Source organism: Halorarum halophilum, assembly GCF_013401515.1.
Lineage (GTDB): Archaea > Halobacteriota > Halobacteria > Halobacteriales > Haloferacaceae > Halorarum > Halorarum halophilum.
This window is the reverse complement of the sequence record NZ_CP058529.1, coordinates 2,747,502-2,766,124: the sequence shown is the minus strand read 5'-3', so window position 1 is coordinate 2,766,124 and position 18,623 is coordinate 2,747,502. Positions and strand designations below refer to the sequence as shown.

General features: G+C 70.6%; 20 protein-coding genes and 1 tRNA gene. 7 read left to right on the top strand and 14 right to left on the bottom strand.

The annotated features are described in order from the left end of the window. Positions 1-20: 20 nt before the first annotated feature. The 6 genes from HUG10_RS13945 (at position 21) to HUG10_RS13920 (ending at position 6,498) form a co-directional block, all read left to right on the top strand. The gene (locus tag HUG10_RS13945; RefSeq protein ID WP_179170152.1) at positions 21-1,622 is read left to right on the top strand and encodes an anthranilate synthase component I family protein; all 1,602 of its coding nucleotides are present in this window, start codon (positions 21-23) and stop codon (positions 1,620-1,622) included. Next, on the top strand, positions 1,619-2,215 hold the full coding sequence (locus tag HUG10_RS13940) for an anthranilate synthase component II (protein WP_179170151.1): 597 nt from the start codon (positions 1,619-1,621) through the stop codon (positions 2,213-2,215). The genes HUG10_RS13945 and HUG10_RS13940 overlap by 4 nt, the downstream gene beginning before the upstream one ends. Continuing rightward, positions 2,208-3,155 (top strand): aminotransferase class IV, encoded by a 948-nt coding sequence (locus tag HUG10_RS13935; protein ID WP_179170150.1) that lies wholly within the window; start codon positions 2,208-2,210, stop codon positions 3,153-3,155. The genes HUG10_RS13940 and HUG10_RS13935 overlap by 8 nt, the downstream gene beginning before the upstream one ends. A gap of 401 nt (positions 3,156-3,556) precedes the next feature. Continuing rightward, complete coding sequence (locus tag HUG10_RS13930) at positions 3,557-3,982, top strand: Rieske (2Fe-2S) protein (protein WP_246310146.1); 426 nt, start codon at positions 3,557-3,559, stop codon at positions 3,980-3,982. A gap of 66 nt (positions 3,983-4,048) precedes the next feature. Beyond that, the gene (locus tag HUG10_RS13925) at positions 4,049-5,716 is read left to right on the top strand and encodes a hypothetical protein (protein ID WP_179170148.1); all 1,668 of its coding nucleotides are present in this window, start codon (positions 4,049-4,051) and stop codon (positions 5,714-5,716) included. A gap of 185 nt (positions 5,717-5,901) precedes the next feature. Further along, positions 5,902-6,498: a NosD domain-containing protein gene (locus tag HUG10_RS13920; protein WP_179170147.1), complete on the top strand. Its 597-nt coding sequence runs from the start codon at positions 5,902-5,904 to the stop codon at positions 6,496-6,498. An 86-nt stretch (positions 6,499-6,584) separates the two neighbouring features. Here HUG10_RS13920 and HUG10_RS13915 read toward each other — a convergent pair whose 3' ends face one another. From HUG10_RS13915 to HUG10_RS13900, 4 genes are all read right to left on the bottom strand, one after another. Next, on the bottom strand, positions 6,585-7,796 hold the full coding sequence (locus HUG10_RS13915) for a glycoside hydrolase 5 family protein (RefSeq protein ID WP_246310145.1): 1,212 nt from the start codon (positions 7,794-7,796) through the stop codon (positions 6,585-6,587). A gap of 529 nt (positions 7,797-8,325) precedes the next feature. Continuing rightward, positions 8,326-8,400, bottom strand: a tRNA-Met gene (locus tag HUG10_RS13910). A gap of 76 nt (positions 8,401-8,476) precedes the next feature. Continuing rightward, positions 8,477-8,989, bottom strand: a complete 513-nt coding sequence (locus HUG10_RS13905) for a GtrA family protein (RefSeq protein ID WP_179170146.1) — start codon at positions 8,987-8,989, stop codon at positions 8,477-8,479. After that, positions 8,986-9,777: a glycosyltransferase gene (locus HUG10_RS13900; RefSeq protein ID WP_179170145.1), complete on the bottom strand. Its 792-nt coding sequence runs from the start codon at positions 9,775-9,777 to the stop codon at positions 8,986-8,988. The genes HUG10_RS13905 and HUG10_RS13900 overlap by 4 nt, the downstream gene beginning before the upstream one ends. Before the next feature lie 132 nt (positions 9,778-9,909). On the opposite strand from HUG10_RS13900, the gene HUG10_RS13895 reads away from it, so the two are divergent. Continuing rightward, positions 9,910-12,339 (top strand): DUF2298 domain-containing protein, encoded by a 2,430-nt coding sequence (locus tag HUG10_RS13895; protein WP_179170144.1) that lies wholly within the window; start codon positions 9,910-9,912, stop codon positions 12,337-12,339. A gap of 76 nt (positions 12,340-12,415) precedes the next feature. On the opposite strand, the gene HUG10_RS13890 is transcribed toward HUG10_RS13895, so the two are convergent. The 10 genes from HUG10_RS13890 to HUG10_RS13845 all read right to left on the bottom strand — a co-directional run bounded on the left by HUG10_RS13890 (position 12,416) and on the right by HUG10_RS13845 (position 18,400). Then, complete coding sequence (locus HUG10_RS13890; protein ID WP_179170143.1) at positions 12,416-13,264, bottom strand: hypothetical protein; 849 nt, start codon at positions 13,262-13,264, stop codon at positions 12,416-12,418. A gap of 116 nt (positions 13,265-13,380) precedes the next feature. Continuing rightward, entirely contained in the window at positions 13,381-13,647 is a 267-nt protein-coding gene (locus HUG10_RS13885; RefSeq protein WP_179170142.1) for an HAH_0734 family protein, read from the bottom strand. Between the two features lie 56 nt (positions 13,648-13,703). Beyond that, positions 13,704-14,237 carry a gas vesicle protein GvpM gene (gene gvpM / locus HUG10_RS22200; protein WP_218780597.1) on the bottom strand — a complete coding sequence of 178 codons (534 nt, stop codon included), beginning with the start codon at positions 14,235-14,237 and terminating at the stop codon, positions 13,704-13,706. Further along, positions 14,234-15,034: a gas vesicle protein GvpL gene (gene gvpL / locus HUG10_RS13875; protein WP_179170141.1), complete on the bottom strand. Its 801-nt coding sequence runs from the start codon at positions 15,032-15,034 to the stop codon at positions 14,234-14,236. Before gvpL ends, gvpM begins: the two co-directional genes overlap by 4 nt. Beyond that, positions 15,027-15,437: a gas vesicle protein K gene (locus tag HUG10_RS13870; protein WP_179170140.1), complete on the bottom strand. Its 411-nt coding sequence runs from the start codon at positions 15,435-15,437 to the stop codon at positions 15,027-15,029. Before HUG10_RS13870 ends, gvpL begins: the two co-directional genes overlap by 8 nt. Continuing rightward, positions 15,424-15,849 (bottom strand): gas vesicle protein GvpJ, encoded by a 426-nt coding sequence (gene gvpJ, locus HUG10_RS22195; RefSeq protein WP_179170139.1) that lies wholly within the window; start codon positions 15,847-15,849, stop codon positions 15,424-15,426. Before gvpJ ends, HUG10_RS13870 begins: the two co-directional genes overlap by 14 nt. Beyond that, positions 15,842-16,690 (bottom strand): hypothetical protein, encoded by an 849-nt coding sequence (locus tag HUG10_RS13860; RefSeq protein WP_179170138.1) that lies wholly within the window; start codon positions 16,688-16,690, stop codon positions 15,842-15,844. Before HUG10_RS13860 ends, gvpJ begins: the two co-directional genes overlap by 8 nt. After that, a complete protein-coding gene (locus HUG10_RS13855; protein ID WP_179170137.1) occupies positions 16,687-17,520 on the bottom strand; it encodes an Hsp20/alpha crystallin family protein in 834 nt (277 codons plus the stop codon). The genes HUG10_RS13860 and HUG10_RS13855 overlap by 4 nt, the downstream gene beginning before the upstream one ends. Continuing rightward, the gene (gvpG, locus tag HUG10_RS13850) at positions 17,517-17,774 is read right to left on the bottom strand and encodes a gas vesicle protein GvpG (RefSeq protein ID WP_179170136.1); all 258 of its coding nucleotides are present in this window, start codon (positions 17,772-17,774) and stop codon (positions 17,517-17,519) included. Before gvpG ends, HUG10_RS13855 begins: the two co-directional genes overlap by 4 nt. After that, a complete protein-coding gene (locus HUG10_RS13845; RefSeq protein WP_179170135.1) occupies positions 17,771-18,400 on the bottom strand; it encodes a GvpL/GvpF family gas vesicle protein in 630 nt (209 codons plus the stop codon). The genes gvpG and HUG10_RS13845 overlap by 4 nt, the downstream gene beginning before the upstream one ends. Between the last annotated feature and the right edge of the window lie 223 nt (positions 18,401-18,623).

Here is an 18,623-nt window from a genome sequence, read left to right as displayed (position 1 = left end):
CCGGCGTCGTCGCCGGGAGTATGGAGCCGGTCACCGACCGCGAGTCGTACCGTCGGCACGCGGCCCGGGCCCCCGGCGGCGCCCGCGTCCCTGTCGAGGTCCGCCTCGCCGTCGCCGACCCGTTCACCGCCTACCGCCGGGCGCGCGACGGCCCCGGCGGCGTCTTCTGCGAGACGACCGGCGGCCAGCCCGGCTGGGGGCTCTTCGGCGTCGACCCGGTCGACCGGCTGACCGTCGGCCCCGACGCCGACGTGCGCGACCCGGACCACCCGGGCCACGGCGACTACGCGAACCCCTCACCCTCGCTCGCCGCCCTCCAGGGACTGCTCGACGGCGAGACGCTCGTCCGGGGCGACTGCGACGTCCCCTACCCCTGCGGCGCGCTCGGCTGGCTCTCCTACGACGTCGCCCGCGAACTCGAAGACCTCCCGGACGACGCGGTCGACGACCGCGGCCTCCCGCACCTCCAGGTCGCCGTCTTCGAGACGCTGGCGTCCTGGTCGGAGCCACGGGACGGCGAGACGACGCTCCGCGTCACCGCCTGCCCCCGGATTCCAGCCGGCGCCGACCCCGACGACGTCTTCGACCGGGCGCTCGCCGCCGCCCGCGACCTGGCCCAACGAGCCCGCGACGGCGACCCATCGGTCGGCCCCGCCCCCGCCACTGCCGAGTCAGTGACGTTCGAGAGCGACTGCGGCCGGGAGGAGTACGCCGAACGGGTTCGGCGCGTAAAGGGGTACGTCCGGGCCGGCGACACCTTCCAGGCCAACGTGAGCCAGCGCCTCTCGGCGCCCGCGGCGGTCCACCCGGTCGACGCCTACGCCGCGCTCCGCGAGGTGAACCCCGCGCCGTACTCGGGGCTGGTGGAGTTCTCCAGCGTCAACGCCGGCGGCGACAGTGACCGTCCGGCGGGCATCGATCTGGTGAGCGCGAGCCCCGAGTTGCTGCTGCGGCGAGTGCCCGAGTCGGCCGGGAAGACGCCAACGAGGTGGGAACCCACGGACGATGGGAGCGACGGGGGCGCTCGGCTCGAAACCGAACCCATCGCCGGCACCCGACCGCGCGGGGCCGACGGCGAGGAGGACGCCGCGCTCGAGGCGGAACTGACCGGCGACGAGAAGGAGCGCGCGGAACACGCGATGCTGGTCGACCTCGAACGGAACGACCTCGGGAAGGTGAGCGCGTACGGCAGCGTCTCGGTTCCGGAGTACCGCCGGGTCGACCGCTACTCGGAGGTGATGCACCTCGTCTCGCTCGTCGAGGGCGAGGAGCGGTCGGACCGCTCGCTCGCGGACACCGTGGCGGCCGTGTTCCCCGGCGGCACGATCACCGGCGCGCCGAAGCCGCGGACGATGGGGATCATCGACGAACTGGAGGGGACGCGGCGCGGACCCTACACCGGGTCGATGGCCGCGTTCGGCTTCGACGGGCGCGCGACGCTCAACATCGTCATCCGGACGCTCGTCCGGACCGGCGACCGGTACCACCTCCGCGTCGGCGCCGGGATCGTCCACGACTCCGTGCCCGAGGCCGAGTACGAGGAGACGCTGGACAAGGCCCGCGCGCTGGTGAACGCCGTGGACGAGGCGCTGGAGGCCGGGGAGATGGAGGTGGACGGGTGAGCCGGATCCTCGTCGTCGACAACTACGACTCGTTCGCGTACAACCTCGTACAGTACGTCGGTGAACTCGCCGACTCCGTCGTCGTCCGGCGGAACGACCGCGTCGACGTCGACGGGGTCCGCGACCTCGACCCGGATGGCGTCGTCGTCTCGCCCGGCCCCGGAACCCCCGCGGAGGCGGGCGTGTCGATCCCGATCTTCCGCGAACTGTCGTACCCGACGCTCGGGGTCTGTCTCGGTCACCAGGCGCTGTGTGCCGCGAACGGCGCGCCGGTCGTGCGGGCGCCCGAGGTGGTCCACGGGAAACCCTCCTGGGTGACCCACGACGGGCGCGGCGTGTTCGCCGACCTGCCGGACCGGATCGAGGTCGGGCGCTACCACTCGCTGTGCGTCGAGCGGGAGGACGTCCCCGACGTGCTGGCCGAGACCGCCCGGACCGAGGACGAGCGCGAGGTCGTCATGGCCGTCCGGCACCGCGACCGCCCCCACGTCGGCGTCCAGTTCCACCCCGAGAGCATCCTCACCGCGGACGGGAAGGCGATGGTCCGAAGCTTCATCCGACTGTGCAAGGACCGGACGGGCGACGATGACTGACGCGCTCCGCTACCACGTCGACGGCGACCTGGTCCCGGCCGACGAGGCCACGGTGTCGGTTCGCGACCGGGGGTTCCGCTACGGCGACGCGGGCTTCGAGACGATGCGGGCCTACGGCGGCACGGTGTTCCGCTGGGACGCCCACGTCACGCGGCTGTTCGACACGCTGGAGACCCTCGGGATGCCGGCCGAGGCGCTGGGGGTCTCCGCGCTCGACCTCCGGGCCCGCGTCCGCGACACGCTCGCCGCGAACGACCTCCGGGAGGCGTACGTCAGGCTCTCGATCACCCGCGGCGTCGACGACGGCTTCGCGCCGCCGGACGCCGACGACACCGACCCGACCGTCGTGATCGTGGTGAAACCGCTCTCCCGGGGCGGCCGCGAGGACCGCGGCGGCGAGCCGGGGTGGGACAAGCCGGCGACGGTCCAGACCGTGAAGACCCGACGGGTCCCCGACCGCGCGCTGCCGAGCGACGCGAAGACGCACAACTACCTCAACAACGTCCTCGCGCAGCTCGAGACGCGGGTAACCGACGCCGACGCGGCGCTGATGCTCGACGCAGACGGCACGGTTGCGGAGTGCGCGACGGCGAACCTCCTCTTCGTCGCCGACGACGCCATCCGGACGCCCTCGCTCGAGGGGCCGGTCCTGCCCGGCGTCACCCGCGCCGAGGTCCTCGACATCGCGCGGGAGGAGGGGTTCCCGGTCGAGGAGGGCACGTACGTCCCGGACGACGTGCGCGGCGCAGACGAGGCGTTCCTCACGTCCTCAGTTCGGGAGATCCGACCGGTCGAAACGGTCGACGGCGTCGAGGTCGGCGGCGGCCCGGTCACGAGCCTGCTCTCCCGACTGTACGCGGAGCGCGTCGAGCGCGAGTGCTACGCCAGCGATGACGGAGGAAGCGCCGAGGACGACCGCGACGGCCCGACCGCCGACTGACGGCGACAGCCTTCACTTTCGACCGACAACGAAGGCTACAGCACCGACCGGCGACATCCGTCGCGTTCCCGTGTACGCGTCAGAACGCTCGCGGTTGCGCTCGGCTGGAATGGCACGGGGTGGGACTGAAAGGGGCCGCGGCCATCGAGGAAGGCGGACGACGCAAGCACCGCAGGGAGCGAACGGAGTGAGCGACCGAGGAGCGTGGTTCGAAAGGCGCTTCGCGCCTTTCGTCATCACGAGAGAACGAAGCTCTCTCGAACGACAGCGAGGCCCCCGACTCGATGGCCGCGGGGGGCTTTCGCGGTCACGTTCCAACTGATAAGAAGCGATTAGTCGACATCATACCGGTCGAATCGAAACCGAACGAGCCTACATCCCCCGTCTCCTTCGACGACGCAGTGACCGACGAAACCGCCCGTATCGCCGCGCTCGAGGACGTACCGGACGACACGACACTGCTGTTCACCGTCAGCGACGCGGACGGGGAACCGAAGGAGGTCGTCCTCTCGCGGCTCTCCGACGGCGCCGTCGTCGCGTTCCGGAACTACTGCCAGCACTGGACCGACGCGCGCCTCGACGGGGGCGAGGGGGCGCTCGTCCGCAACGGCGAGGTCGTCTGTCAGAAGCACGGCGCCACGTTCCAGCTCGACTCGGGCTACTGCGATTTCGGTCCCTGTGAGGGCTCGATACTGGAGTCGGTCGATGTCGTGGTCGATGAGGGTGCGGTGTACCTGGACGACGCGTACTCGTTCGAGCACCTCGGCGGGAGCGGGGTCGCGTCGGACGGCGACTCCGCCAACCGGATCGACTTCACCGGCTCGTAAGTGTAGTCTGAGGGACTATAACCCGGGAATAGCTTATATATCTGGTGTCCGCTAGGTCCGACCCGGATGGAATCGCGCCGGCGAACGATCGTTGTCGTCCTCCTATTCCTCACGGTCGTCCTGTGGGGGGTCTCCGGGATCCTCGACCCCGCCGCGCAGGGCGCCGGGGACCCCGAGCGAGTCGCGGAGAACCGGCTCGTCCAGCCCGGCGAGAAGGGAAGCGCGCTCTGGCCGTACACGAGCAGCGGCAAGACCGTCACGAAGCGGACCCTCGCGATCAACATCGTCGTCTTCGGGTCGGAGGAGAACGTCCGGCGCACGCTGACGAAGGGGGGAGAACTCAAGTTCGAACCGGTTCCCGCCGACGAGGGCAACGAGAGCGCCGCCGCGAACGACACCGTCCCCGCCAACGGATCCCGAGCCAGCAACGAGTCGGTCCTTCCCAACGGGACTACTGCCAGCAACCGAACCGAGTCCGTCGATGGTAGCGACGGGAACGGGACGGCCGCCGGCGAGGAGACACCCACACCGACTCCGAGCGTGACCGCCGCACCCACCCCTACTCGAACAGCAACTCCCAACGGGACGGCGACCCCCAACGGGACCAACAGGACCTTCGCCGAGAACGAGACGGTGGAGATCAACGGGACCGCGACACCAACGCCCAACGGAACCGCGACCACCGAGACGGCCACGTCCAACGGGACCGCGACCAACGGGACTGTGACCACCGAGACGGTCACGACCACGGAAGCCGACGACGACGGGAACGACAACGTTAGCCAGGTGGTCAAGATCAGGGACACGGGGATCGAGTGGCGGGACGCCCACGGCGCGGTCCGCTACTCGTACGTTGACACCAAGCCGGGCGAGGGCGGTGGACAGTGGATCGAGGAGAGCTACCAGCTCCGCTCGGGCCCCTACCTTGGCTCGCGCCTCCACGTCAGGGCCTACGCGTCACCGACCAACGACTGGACGGCTCTCCAGGTCCACGAGGACTACTGGGACTGGTTCCGCCTCCGACACACGGTTCCCGACACCCGCGAGTCGGCCAACAGGATCGAGTCCGAGTTCATCGGGAAGCCGTACGTGGACGACGTCAGCCGGGAGTACTACGGCATCCACGGCGGACGGAGCGACGGGTGGCTCTCGGTGATCGAACTCTCCTCGGCCGCGATCATCCTCTCGCGGTTCCCCGGCATCGTCGCCCTGACCGCGGGCGGCCTGTTCGGCGTGGTCTCCACGGACACGCGGATGAAGGCCGAGCGCGCCGGTCGGCGCTTCGCGCAGGAGGTGTACGAGCAGCGCGGGGGGATCGCGCTCGCGGCCGTGCTCGGGGGGGTCGTACTCGGCGTCCGCGTCGGGGGCATCGCCATCGAGACGTCGTTCCCCGAGGTGCACCCGAAGCTCATCGTCGCCCTGCTGTACCCCCTTCTGGCGTTCGGGCTGCCGGCGATCGCGGCGATCGGCAGGTTCACGAGGGACATCGACCCGACCGCGGCGTTCGGCTTCGTCGTCGTCGGGGTCGGGACCGCCTTCGTCGTCGACTTCGGCATGATCGGCGTGAACGCGGTCCCCATCGGGCTCGTCCTCCACCGTACCGGGCTGCTCATCGCGCTCGGGCTGATCGCCACCGGGAGCGCCATCTCCGGCGGGGAAGGGCGACAGGTGAGCCTCATCGGAGCCACGGCGTGGATCGTCGGACTCGTCTGGCCGCTGCTTGATTTCCTCTGACGGGCCGATCCTCCGCGATCGCTCGACCCGATCGGTTGTGGTACGGGGCCGATACGGCATCCCCCGGGACGGATCTCTCCCGACATTACCAGTGGACCGCGCCCTCCGTTATGCCGCCCCAACCGCCGTCGGGGGCGCGCTAAGGGGGGAGTAGCTATGCCGCTCGCGCGTCTACGGTGGGGGACATGCAGCGAGGCCAGGTCGCCATCGTCACGGTGGTCGTCGTCGGCGCCGTGCTCGTGGGATCGGCGTTCGCGATCGACAGCACGGCGCCCCCCGGATCGGACTCGCCGCGCGTCGGCGCCGATGCGACGCGGATCGACTCGTGTACGACCATCACTGAGCCGGGCGCGTACGTCCTCACGACGGACGTCGAGAACGACAAGCACACGCGACTCTCGGAGTCATGCATCAGGATCGAATCGGACGACGTGCTCTTCGAGGGCGACGGCCACGTGGTCGACGGCAGGGGGATCAGCGACACGCGGGGCGTGACGGCGAACGGGACGAACGTGACGGTCCGGAACGTCACCGTCTCCGACTGGGACCGGGGGATCTACTACAGGAACGTCTCCGGCGGAACGATCGAGGGCGTCAACGCGACCGAGAACGGGTACGGGATCGACCTCGACTGGTCCCGCGAGGTGACCATCGCGGACAGCGACGTCTCCGGGAACGTGATCGGCGTCGACCTGATGCGGTCGAACGACGACGTCGAACTCGAGGACAACCGCCTGGGCGGGAACCACGTTGCCGACGTCAACCGGAACGAGACGGCGTAGCCCGGCGGTATCCGGGAAAGCGTCCCACCTCACCCTGACGCCGCGCGAATCGGACCCCGAGTACCTGCGCGTCGAACCGCCCTAGCTCAATCGCGCCTGGCCTCGCTCGCCCACTCGGGCCACTCCTTCCGCTCCTCGAGGTGGTCCACGGACGGGTCGCCGGACATGGCCTTGATCGACCGGGCGTCCTCGAGGTCCCAGACGGCGCCGTCCTCGTGGAACATCCCGACGAGGACGCCCTGCTTGCGCTGTGCGACCGTGTACGCCGGCTGGACCATGAGCGTCCAGAAGAAGTTCCCCACGCCGGCGTCGTGGATGAACGGGGCGATCGAGGAGTAGTTCGGCTGCCACTCGTCGCCCTGGACCTTCGAGTTGAACCCGCGGCCGGTGCGGAGCCGCTGCCACTCGGCGAACCAGACCGGCATCGAGGCGGCCTCCTCCATGCTCGTCGCCTGGTGGAGCACGTCCCGGACGATCGCCCGCGTCGAGGGGAAGTTGTAGTGGAACTGCATGGCGTCGAGTTCCCAGTCCAGGTAGTCCGCGTTGTTCGCGAAACTGGTCGAGCCGACCGTGAGCGGGACGTCGCCCCGTTCCTCGCGGAGGGTCTCGAACATCCCGCGGGCGAACCGCTGCTGGATGGTCCACCCGGGCTCGTTCATGATCTCGATCGCCAGCAGCCGCTCGTCGTCGCGGTACCGCTCCATCACCCACCGGACGAACTCGCGGGGGCGATCCCACCGGCCGGGATCGCGGACGACCTGCCCGGAGGGCGAGTAGACGCCGACCGCGTCGACCGGGTTCGTGTTCGTCAGGTTCTCCTCCGTCGGCGGCTCGCCGACGCCCTCGAAGACCCCGAGGAGCACCTCGATCCCCTCGGCGGCGGCGGCGGTCAGGAAGTGTTCGAGCGCCCGCCCGTGTGCCTCGGGGTCCTCGAGCCAGTGCTCGTAGCAGAGCCACGTGCGCACGGCGTTGAGGTTCACCGAGGCGGCGTACCCCAGGTCGCGCTCGATGACCTCCGGGTCGTAGTCGCTCCACATCTGGTAGGTGTTGAACGCCCGCGTGGGGAGGTAGATCGCCCCCCTGACGTCCACCGTCCCCGTGGGCTCGGGTAGCGCCTCCGTCGGCTGGGCCGTCGCCTCGTCGGGACGGCCGGTCGCGTTCCCGCCGCCGGCTTCCGAGCCGCCGGCTGAATCGCCTCGTGATCCGTCGCCACGGCTCCAGCCGAGCGGCTCGGCACAGCCGGCCAGGCCGACCGACGCGGCAGCGGCGAGGAATCGTCGACGGCTGTGATTCGACACGGCCCCATACACGTCGTCGGACGGCATAATTAGTCGGCCGTGAAGCGGAACTCCCCGGCGACGGCGCCTCCCCGCGCTCGCCGGCAGCCGACCTAACCAGCGGCTACTCCGGGACGTGCGCGCCGGTAACTCGACCGGGCGAGAATCGAGCGGGGGAGCCGAACCGACAGCGAACGTCCCGATCCTTGCGTTCGTTGCACTCGCCGGTCACGGTTCACGATACGCCCCGTTCGTCGTTCGGTAGCGACCGCGCGGAGAGGCAGCGGGAGGTAGATTTGAACCACGCCGAGGCGTGCTCGCTCCGCTGCGCGCGCCTCGTCTACTATCAAATCTACCTCGGACACGAACTCCGGCGCACGGTTCACGACTCGCTTCGCTCGTCGTTGTATTGTGCGCCGGAAGTATAGTGGGAGGTAGTATTTGAACTACGGTCGCTCGACTCCCTGTTCCAGATCTACCTCGGACGCCCGACGCGGCGCGCGGCTTACGACTCCCTTCGGTCGTCGTTCGCAGTGCGCGTCGCAGAACATAGCGGGAGGTAGATTTGAACTACCGATCTCCGGGTTATGAGCCCGGCGGAATCTCCTGGCTATCCCATCCCGCTATCGAAGCGAACACGGTCACCGCTTGTAAGGGTTGTGTTTCCAAATCCGCCGCCGTATGCGACTCTCACCCACGAATCAGTCGAGCACGCGCCAGGTGAACAGGCTCTCGGCGACGTAGTTCAGGACCATCCCGACCCCGATGCCGATGACGTTGGCAACGGTGGGCCAGAAGTCCGCGCCGGCGATCACCAACTGGACGTCGGTCCGGGCCGTCAGCAGCCACAGCACGACGAACGCAACCGTGAGCCCGCCGAGCCGAACGAGGTGGGATCGTCCCCAGCGGCGGCCCAGGGCGGCCAGCCCGGCGTCCCCCTCGTCGGCGAACGTGTAGCGGTCGTTCAGGAGAAACATCAGGGAGATGGACGTCTCCGCCCCCAGCGCCTTCGCGGCCAGCGGCGGCGCCGCGAACCCGGCGGTCAACAGGGCGACAATGACCGTCTCCACGGTGGCGCCGGCGACGCCGACCGAGACGAACTGTCCGATCCGGGTCCCGGAGGCGAGTTCGGTGACCGCGCTCTCCGCACCGTCTGCGCTATCCGCGCTCGTTCCGCCCTCGACGACTCCGCCGCCGTCGCCGCCGTCGGTCATCGGGGGTCGCTCCCCGGGTCGGGCTCCTCGCCCGGCCGCTCGACGAGCGCGGTCGCGCCCTCGCGGTCGAGGAGTCGGTGGAGTCGATCGTCGCGGATGAGCCGTGCCCGGTGGCGGGCGACGAGCAGGCCGCGGCCCATGTCGATGGTGTCGCTCACGGGTGAGACGGTCGACCCGGGCTGGTCCTCCCACGTGACCGGGACCTCCACGAGGTCGTACTCCAGCGCCGCGGCGACCGCGACCAGTTCGATGTCCCAGGCGAACCCCGGTTCGTACAGGTGGTCGCGGACGGTCTCCCACGCGCCGGCCGTCATGGCCTTCGCGCCGCACTGGTAGTCGTACAGCTTCGCGTCCAGCAGACGGCGGGCGATCCAGGCGTAGCCGTCGCCGAGGAAGCGCCGGGCGAACGTCTGGTGGGAGCGCACGTCCGCGGCCGGGTGACGTCGGGAGCCGACCGCGAGGTCGGCTCCGCCCTCCGTGACGCCGGAGACGACGTCCGCGAACGAGTCGGCCGGCGTCGCCCCGTCGGCGTCGACGAACGCCAGCACGTCGGTCGAGAGCGCCTCGAACCCGGCGGTGACGGCCGCGCCCTTCCCGCGGCGGCGGCGGGCCACGTTGCAGTCAACGTCGGCCGGGAGGTCGAGCGAGGCGGCCCCCTCGCGGGCCGGCGCGTCGAGTTCGACGCGGAGCTCGTCGGGGTCGAGCACCGCGCGGAGGTCGCGGAGGTACGCGCGCAGCCGCTCGGGGCGGGGATCGTAGGCGGGGACGACGACGCCGACGGTCGGCATGCGCTCCGATACCGGGGGGGCGGGTAAAAGCCGTGCGGAACGGCCGCTGGGTCGATCCGAGTCGTTCGGTCGGTGAACCGATCCGGCGTCGGTCCAAAAGGGACTTACCCGGTCGGCCATCTGTGATAGCCGATGGAATACGGTCTCGTGGCGACGTGGCTCGTCGCCTACGCCGCGCTCGCGGCCCTCGGACTCCCCCTCGCGGCGCGACTGTTCCCGGACTCCGCCTCCCGCGGGGCCGGCTTCGCCCTCCCGCTCTCGCTGCTCGTCATGGGGGTCGTCTCCTTCTGGGTCGGCCACCTCGCGTTCGGCCTCCCGGCGCTCCTCCTCTCGCTGCTCGTCCTCGTCGGCCTCTCCGCGCTCGCCGCGTTCGACCGCGACGCGCTCCGCGCGGGCGAGTTCGAGCCCGCGGTCGCGGTGAACCGGACGGCGATCCGCAACGCGGCCGTCGTCTTCCTCGCGTCGTTCGCGTTCCTCGTCGCGGTCCGCGCCGTCGACCCGGCGGTGGTCGCCGGCGGGGGAGAGAAGTTCCTCGACTTCGGGCTCCTGAACTCGCTGCTCCGGGCCGAGGTGCTGCCGCCCCGCGACATGTGGTTCGCGGGGGAGCCGGTTCGCTACTACTACGGCGGCCACCTGCTGACGGCCCTGCTCGCGATGCTCACCGGGACCTCGGCGGAGTTCGCGTACAACCTCGCGCTCGCCGGCTTCTACGCGATGCTCGTCACCGCGGCGTTCGACCTCGCCGGGAACGTCGCCGCCGCGCGCGGGCTGGACCGCCGGGTCGCCGGGGGGCTCGCCGCCTTCTTCACCGGGCTCGCGGCGAACGTCACGACCGGCGGCTGGGTCCTGTTCAACGCGTTGCCCGCCGGCGTTCAGACGAGCCTCGGCGAGACGCTCGGCTTCGATCCCGCCGAGCACACGACCCGCGAGTTCTCCTACTGGACGGCCAGCCGGGTCATCGAGGGGACCATCAACGAGTTCCCGCTGTTCGCCTGGCTCAACGGCGACCTCCACGCGCACATGACGGACACGCCGTTCCTGCTGCTCGCGGCGGCGCTCGCCTTCGCGCTCTACCGGGCGGGCGCGACGGCCGACGAGGTCGACGGGACCGCCGCCGACGGCAGCGGCGTCGACGCCGACGCGACCGCCGCGGACGCAACCGTGGGCGCCACCGCGGTCGCTGACCCGACCGCCTACTCTGGCGTCACCCGCCGCCGCCTCCTCCTGTTCGGCGTCGTCCCCGTCGTCGGCGGGTTCCAGGCGGTCGTCAACACCTGGAGCTTCCCGAGCGTGTTCGGCGTCGTCTGGCTCGGGCTGACGTTCGCGCACGCACCCCCCTGGACGCTCCTACCCGGCGCCGCGGGGAAGTGGGTCGACCGCGCCACGAACGACTCGCGGCTCGCCGCGGAACTCGCCCGACCGGTCGTCGCCGGCGCGCTCGTCGCCGGCGCGGCCGCCCTCGCGGTCCTCCTCGCCGTCCCGTTCCTGTACGGCATCGCCACCAGCGGGGGCGGCACCCGGACGCTCGAACTGCTCACCCTCGAGATGCGCTCGGGGCTGCCCGGGCTCCTCGGAGTCCACGGCGCCTTCCTCGTCACGTTCGGCGCGTACCTGTTCGGGCGCGTGGGGACCGACCGGCCGCTCGAACTGGCCGCTGCCCTCGTCGGGTTCGTCGCCGTCGCGCTCGCCATCGACTTCCCGGCCCTGGCGCTCCTGCTCCCGCTGCTCGTCGTCGCCTGGGCCGCCCTCCGGACCGACCGTGCGGGGTTCGAGACGGTCCTCGTCGTCGCCGGCGCGGGGCTGGTCCTGCTCGTCGAGGTGGTGTACCTGAACGAGCAGGCGGGGCCGGGCCGGATGAACACCGTGTTCAAGACGTACGCACAGGTGTGGCCGCTGTGGGCGACCGCACTCGGCGTGGTGCTCGCGTCCTTCCTCGGGCCAGTCTCCCGGCCGAGCGTGTGGCCGAGCAGGGAGGCGCGCCGGGACGTCGCCGCCGTGTTCGTCGCCGTGCTGATCGTCACGACGGGGATGTACGCCGCGCTCGCGCTCCCGGCGCACTTCGACGGCGGACCGCCGGACGGCCCGACGCTCGACGCGACGCAGTTCGTCGAGACGTACCACCCCGAGGAGGCGCCGGCGATCGGGTACCTCGACGAGCGCGACGGCCAGCCGGTCATCCTCTCGGCGCCGGCGACGACCGCCTACCCCGGGGCCGACCCGCTGTACGGCCACGGGCCGGGGATGTACCAGTGGGAGGCCAGCCCCGCCGCGAGCCTGACGGGCGTCCAGACCGTCGCCGGGTGGCACCACGAGGTCGGCTACCGCGGCCCGGACGCGTACTTCGACCGGGTGCGCGAGGTGGACGACGCGTACACCGAGCGATCCCGGACGGTCGCGGTGCTCAGGAAGTACGACGTCCGGTACGTGTGGGTCGGCCCCGGCGAGGAGATCCGCTACGGCGACGACGCCGTCGCGTTCGGAGAGATTCCGGGGATCGAGCCCGTGGTCGAGACGCCGAAGGTGACGCTGTACCGGGTGGATCAGGAGCAGTTGCCGGAGTGAGACGCGGCGTTCGACGGGGGAACACGGGGGATCGCTCGTCCCGAGCGGACGTCACGTCGGCCGAGTGGCTCCGCGATCAGACGGCGTAGCCGTACGGCCTGTCCACGGGCACCTCGAAGAGCGCGATGTACGGCGGCCCCGTCCCCTCGTCCGGACACCCCGACGTCGTCTCGACGGGGAACGTCTCGCCGTCGAAATCGGCCCCGTCGAGGTACACGGAGACCGGATACGACCTCGTCCCGTAGCCGAAGACGTGCTCGTTGTATCCGCTCTGCACGTCGACGTGGAGCCGGACCTCGCGTTCGGGTTCGCCCGGTTCCGACGGCGGCGCGAACTCGCTCCAGTTCCCCGCGGCGCACACGCCGTACCTCGGCGTGTCGACGCGCTCGGGGAACGGCGTCGGGTTCGTCACGACGAGCGTGGCGAGCCGCGACTCGCCGCGAGGCTCCTCGACGACCTCCACCTCGCTCTCCGGCCGTAGTTCGTACGCGAGTCCGCCGGTGGCGACGTCGACTACGAGCACGACGGCGGCGAGCGCGGCGAGGACGCCGAACAGGGACGTCGCCTGGGTTCCCGTGAGGAAGCGGTGGTCCTCGCCGAGTCGCGTGCGGAGCCCGAACAGCAGGGCCGCGATCACCAGCAGTCCAAGCGCGGTCAGCGTGTTTCCGGCGTCGAACGTGTTCACCACGTCGAGGAAGAGCGCGACACAGGAGGTGACAATGACCCCATAGCCGAGGACCGTCAACTGGTTGTCGCCGGTTCGTTGCGTGATAAGGAGGATGCCGGCGAGGAACGCCAGCACGAGCGCGACCTTCGAGACCGGGGAGTAGTCGAACTCGACGTTGACGATGAAGATCAGGGCGGCGATGGTCGCCACGATCGCCGCGGCGGCGTTGAAGAGGGTCTCCGAGTTCAACCGGACCATACCGCCACGTCCGAGCCGCCGGATAAATACCCGCCGTTGACACAAAGGGCGGTTTCACGGACGAGGCGACGACTGCGGGGAAGTCGTATCGGCGTCGAAAAGGGGCGCGTGCGGACTCAGACCGCGAGGTCGCCCTTCGCCTTCACGATGTCGAGCGCCTCCGCGTCGATCGTCTCGACGTCGAGCCAGTGCGGGACGTAGTTCCGCTTCTCGAACGTCTCGCGCTCCGCCTCGGTGCCGATGGTGCACCAGAGCTGGGGTTCGTCGGGGCCGTGCCAGTCGCCCTGGCGCTGGAGCCCGAAGACGACCATCTCCTCGCCCCCGTAGTTGATGATGGCCTCCTTCCGGATGCCGGGGTCGCCGTGGACGATGAGCTTCTGCATGCCACGGGCTTTGCGGAGTCCGACACTAAGGGTTTCGATACGGGGCCTCACGACGATCAGGGGGCCTCGCTGTCGGCCTCGTCGGCACCATCGCGGCCGTCCGCGCCATTGGAGTCGTCGCCGTCGACATCGCCGTCCGCGTCGTCGCCACCGTCGTCACCGCTGTTGTCATCACCGTCGCCATCGTCGCCACCTTCGTTCGCGTCGTCGGTCTGCAGGGCCTCCACCGGGCCGTCATCGTCGTCCGCCGCCCCGGGCGTCTCTGTCGTCTCCAGTAGCCCATCGTGGTCCGCGACCGTCCGACCCACGCTCCGCGCGACGTTGCCCGTGGCGGGTGCGGTGGTGTTCGGCGTTCCGAAGCGGCCGACGCCCCGCCGGTCGTCGTCCCGGTCGCGGATCTCGTCGTCCCACTCCTCGAAGAAACCGTGCTCGGTCATCGTCGCCATCCCGGCGATCGCCGCCTGCAGGTTCACGCCGATCAGGGGCACCTCGGCCACGGAGATGACCACGTCCGCCTGGAGGATGACACCCTTCTCCAACAGGACGTCGACGAGGTCGACGACGGCGCCCTCGTCCTTCGTCGGTCTCACTCCTCACCCCCCAGTTCCGGCGCGAAGGAGTAGGGCGGCCACGGCCCGGTGTACTCCACCTCGATGGCCGGGTCGGCGGCCACCTCGTCCAGTTCCGCGCCGACGTCACCCTCGCGTTCGCGGTCGGCCAGCAGCGCCAGCCCGGCGACGCGGTCCCCGCCGGATCCCTCGCCGAGCAAATCGGACCCCTCGACCGACTCCACGGCGGTGACGAGGGGTTCGAGTCGGTCCCGCAGGTCGGCCGCGACGTCCCGGTCGCGCTCGTGTTCGAGTTCGCGGAGCCGTCGCTCGTACTGCTTCTCGAGCAGGAACCCCTCGCCCTCGCCCGCCTCGTCGATGCGGGCGCGGAGGTCCGCGAGGTCCTCGTCGTCCGGCTCGAACTCGCCGGCGGCGGTGAGCGTCACCCGGTACTCCCACTTCCCGGCGAACTCGTCGAGGTGCTCGCGGAGCGTCGCGTGCTCGGCCGTCAGCCACTCCCGGACGGCGTCGTCGTCGCCCCGGTGGATCGTGTCGAAGCGGAACGGGAGCGGCGTCCCGAACGCCTGGCCCGCCTCGTCGACGACGCGCTGGTGGGCGATCAGCCAGCGCTTCACCCGTCGGAGGTCGTCGCTGTCGAACGGCTCGCCCCGCGGCTGGATCACGGCGCCGACGCCGTCCGACTCGACCACGTACGGCTCGCCGCCCTCGATACCCTCGGGTGTGAACTCGCGCCGGCCGGCCTCGCCCTCCGGGCCCTCCCCGGTGGTGTCGACGACGCAGTAGAGGTACCGCCCCTCCTCGAAGCCGACGTCAGTCATCGATCGTCGCCCCGGCCTCGTCCTCGTCGCTCGCCACGTCCTCCCCGGTCCGACCGTCGTCCGTCGTCCGCGCCTCCTCCGCCGTCCGCGGGGGTCCGTCCTCGTCCACCTCCTCGCCGAGCGTCCGGACGGCGTCGCCGACGAGCGAGTCGAGGTCGCCCCGGAGTTGGGCGACCTCGTCCTCGATCCCCTGCGTCTCCTTCATCGCCTCGAGTTCGTCCTCGATCCGGGCGAGCTGGGCGCCGACGCGCTCGATCTCCTCGTCGGTGAGCCTGCCGGACTCCATCCGGCGGAGCGCCTCGTGTTCGAGCGCGTCCACGAGGATCTCGACGACGGCCACGACGAGCGCCGTCACCCCAGAGGCGGCGTCGCCGTCCTCGCCGTCGACGTCAATCCTGGTCATCCGCCTCCGGCACCTCCTCGGGTTCGGCCTCGTCGTCGGCTTCGTCGTCGGCCTCGGACTCTTCGTCGGCCTCGATCTCGACGGCGTCGCCGTCGTTCCCGGACCCGCCCCCGGACGTCGCGGCCTCGATGCCGAGTTCGTCGAGCGTCGCCTGGTCCTCCGGCCTGTCGCGGATGGGCGGGACGCCCGCGGCCGCGGCCACCCGGTCGGTGTCGGTGCCGCTCGGGAACTGGAGGCCGTACTCGGCGGCGGTGTCGAAGGAGGCGATGGCCGCCCGGATCTCGACCGAGAGCAGCCGCGTGTCCCCGACGCTCACCACCACGTCCGCGTTGATGACGACCCCCTTGTCGAGGACGAGCTCCAGCACGTCCGCGAGGTCGCTCTGGTCGCGGGTCGGTCGCGTCTCAGGCATCCTCGGCCTCCTCCGCCTCCTCGGCCACCTCGTCGAGCCGGCGTCCGTAGAGGCGACGCTTGTTCGGCGCCGACGAGTAGCGCGTCTCCTGGGGCACCGTCGAGTACTGGCCGGCAGGGTAGTGGCTCGGCCGCGCGCTGGGCATCGTCGAGACGGCGGTCGGGTTCCGGGAGTGGACCTCGTCCTTGTGGTCCGACATCCGCTTCCGGTTCTCCTCCTGGAGCTCCTTCAGCTCCGAGCGAGCGGCGATCAGGGTCTCCCGGAACTCGTCGACGCCGTCCATCACCGTCGACTGGAGCTGCTTCTCGGAGAGCTCGTCGGCCATCCCATCCGGGATGTCGTCGAGCTCGGCGTCGCCCATGTCGATCCCCGGGATGCCGTCGTCGTCCCCGTCCCCGTCGTCCCCGTCCTCGTCGTCCGCCCCGAGGCCGACGTCCTCGGCCTCGTCCTGGAACTCCTGGATCTCCTTCCAGAGGTCGCGGACGTCGGTCGCGTGCCACAGCCCCTCCAGGTCGAGTATCTCGAGTAGGTCCTTGACACCCAGATCCTCCTCGGAGTCGAGCATCGCCCGGATGTCGTCCGCGTCGATCTCCTCCGTGTCGATGGAGGCCGCGATCGTCTCGGGGTCCGCCTTCCGGACGACGTCCTCGAACTCGTCGATCGCCTCGACGAGTTCGCGGAGCTGTCCGACGGTGCCGCCCTCGTCCTCCGGGAGTTCCTCCCGGAGCCACGAGAGCAGGTCGTCGACCTCGGCGAGGTGCTCGTCCAGGCGGTCCAGTTCGCGTCGGGCCGTCTCGTCGAGGTCGGCGAGCCGGTCCTCGACGGTGGGTTCTGTGGTCATCGGTCTGTGAGGTGGACGGTGAGTACGTCGTTGTTCAGCCAGCTGTCGTCGACCACGTTCGTGCCCTCCAGCGGGACGCGGGTGAGCACCGTGTCGTCGACGGCGACCACGAGCTCGTCGCGCTCCGGGTCGACGCCGACGGTGAGGTCGTCCGGGTCGACGCCGGGGAGGTCGACGGTGACGCGGATCTCGTCTTCGTAGCGGGCGACGCTCGTATGCGCGTCCGGCGCCGACGCGCCGGACGACCTGCTACTGCGACTGGGTCGACGGCGGCGGTGGGGCGCCGCCGGCCCGCGCGGGCCGGTCCGGGCGGTGTAGCCGTAGGAGATCCGCCCGCCGCGATCGCTTCCGGCGGCGGTCCCGGTCTCGAGCAGGTCGACGGCGAACTCGTGGAGTCGCTCCCCGAGCGTCTTCGACCCGTCCCCCCCGTCGTCGTCGAGGGTCCCGGACGGTTCGACGGACAGTTCGTCGGGGCGGTCGGGCGGCGCGTCGGCCCCCTCGTCGGGTTTGCCGTCCCCCTCCCCGGGGGTGTCGTCGGCCCGGCGGGACGGGTCGTCGCCGCCTTCCTCGTCGGCTCCGTCGTCCCCGTCGTCCTCGGCGACCGCGTCGTCTCCGCCGTCGTCGGTGTCCTCCGACGTCCCGTCGGCCTCGGCCGGACGGTCGTCCCCGTCACCGGACGTGTCGGCGTCCGCCTCCCGTCCGTCCGCCTCCCGCTCGTCCGTGGACTCCTCGTCGGGTAGCTCGTCCTCCCGCGAGTCGTCGGTCGACGGCTCGTCGTCGGAGGGGGTCTCGTCTGACGGGGACTCCTCGCGTGGCTCGTCGTCCGTCATCCTCGCACCTCCAGCTGTTTGCTCCGAAGTTGTTCGCGGGCCGCCTCCGCCGCGTCGAGGTCGGCCTCGAGTTCGGCCTTCCGGCGCTCGTACTCCTCCTGTGAACGCTCGCCGAGTTCGTACAGGAGCTGGTTCTCCTTCAGGTCTGCCTGGAGGGCCTCCACGTCGTACAGCTCCTGGACCGCCGTCGCGTGGATTATGTCCAGGATCGACACGAACGGCCGGAAGAGGAGGTCGTCGATGATGAGCGTCATTGCTCCACCCCGATGTGAACGTCGACGAAGCTGTACGGGGCCCACGGCCCGCTGTACTGGACGATCACGTCGTCGCCGAACTCCTCGCGGAACGACTCGACGGCCTCGTCGAACGCGTCCGTGTCCGCGCGGTCGACGAGGTACGACCGGTTGAGGACGAGCCGGTCGCTGAACAGGTCGCCATCGTCGTACTTCTCGCTGACCTCGTCGAACCGCTCGGCGGCCGATCGTACCGCCTCGGGGTCGAGGTCGCCATCCTCGGCGTCGAGGACCTTCAGCCCGAGTTCGACCGATCCCTCGACCTCCCGCAGGGACCGCGTGAGCACGGGGCGCGCCTGCCGGAGGAGGTTCTTGAGGGTGCGGGCGTTCTTGAACGCCATCCCGTACCGCATCGGGACGACGGTCAGTTCCTCGTCGCGCGTGAGGAGTTCGCGAAGCACCTCGTCGTGGGCCTCCACGTCCTCGTCGTTTCGTTCGGGCTCGGTCGTTTCGATGTCGGAGACGACGCCCGAGAGCGGGCCGTGGCTGACGGTCCGGACCTCGGTCGCCCCGCCGACCGCGTCGGTCTCGAACCGCAGGTCGGCCGATTCGATGACGCCGTACAGGTACAGATGGGGACTCGACATGGTGTGGTGCTGGGAGGGCCCGCGTGGGCCGGTGTCGGGGCGGGCCGCGGTCTTCGGCTGACGACGCCGCGGCGGCGTTCGTCGGTCGCTGCCGACGGCCGGCCTGGGGTCCTCGTTCGTCGGTGATCGTCTCGGCGGCCGACACGACGGGTCGGTCGGCCGCGGTCGTTCGAACTCGTCTTCCCCAGTACATCGTACGGGAAGACAGTAAAGTGGTTGGGCT

Coding starts and splice junctions, on each gene's coding strand:
- HUG10_RS13935 (WP_179170150.1), top strand. CDS start 2,208: ATGACTGACGCGCTCCGCTACCACGTCGACGGCGACCTGGTCCCGGCC.
- HUG10_RS13890 (WP_179170143.1), bottom strand. CDS start 13,264: ATGGTCCGGTTGAACTCGGAGACCCTCTTCAACGCCGCCGCGGCGATC.
- HUG10_RS13860 (WP_179170138.1), bottom strand. CDS start 16,690: ATGACCACAGAACCCACCGTCGAGGACCGGCTCGCCGACCTCGACGAG.
- HUG10_RS13905 (WP_179170146.1), bottom strand. CDS start 8,989: ATGACCGACGGCGGCGACGGCGGCGGAGTCGTCGAGGGCGGAACGAGC.
- HUG10_RS13855 (WP_179170137.1), bottom strand. CDS start 17,520: ATGACGGACGACGAGCCACGCGAGGAGTCCCCGTCAGACGAGACCCCC.
- gvpG (WP_179170136.1), bottom strand. CDS start 17,774: ATGACGCTCATCATCGACGACCTCCTCTTCCGGCCGTTCGTGTCGATC.
- gvpL (WP_179170141.1), bottom strand. CDS start 15,034: ATGACTGACGTCGGCTTCGAGGAGGGGCGGTACCTCTACTGCGTCGTC.
- HUG10_RS13945 (WP_179170152.1), top strand. CDS start 21: ATGGAGCCGGTCACCGACCGCGAGTCGTACCGTCGGCACGCGGCCCGG.
- gvpJ (WP_179170139.1), bottom strand. CDS start 15,849: ATGCCTGAGACGCGACCGACCCGCGACCAGAGCGACCTCGCGGACGTG.
- HUG10_RS13870 (WP_179170140.1), bottom strand. CDS start 15,437: ATGACCAGGATTGACGTCGACGGCGAGGACGGCGACGCCGCCTCTGGG.
- HUG10_RS13885 (WP_179170142.1), bottom strand. CDS start 13,647: ATGCAGAAGCTCATCGTCCACGGCGACCCCGGCATCCGGAAGGAGGCC.
- HUG10_RS13900 (WP_179170145.1), bottom strand. CDS start 9,777: ATGCCGACCGTCGGCGTCGTCGTCCCCGCCTACGATCCCCGCCCCGAG.
- HUG10_RS13920 (WP_179170147.1), top strand. CDS start 5,902: ATGCAGCGAGGCCAGGTCGCCATCGTCACGGTGGTCGTCGTCGGCGCC.
- HUG10_RS13895 (WP_179170144.1), top strand. CDS start 9,910: ATGGAATACGGTCTCGTGGCGACGTGGCTCGTCGCCTACGCCGCGCTC.
- HUG10_RS13925 (WP_179170148.1), top strand. CDS start 4,049: ATGGAATCGCGCCGGCGAACGATCGTTGTCGTCCTCCTATTCCTCACG.
- HUG10_RS13845 (WP_179170135.1), bottom strand. CDS start 18,400: ATGTCGAGTCCCCATCTGTACCTGTACGGCGTCATCGAATCGGCCGAC.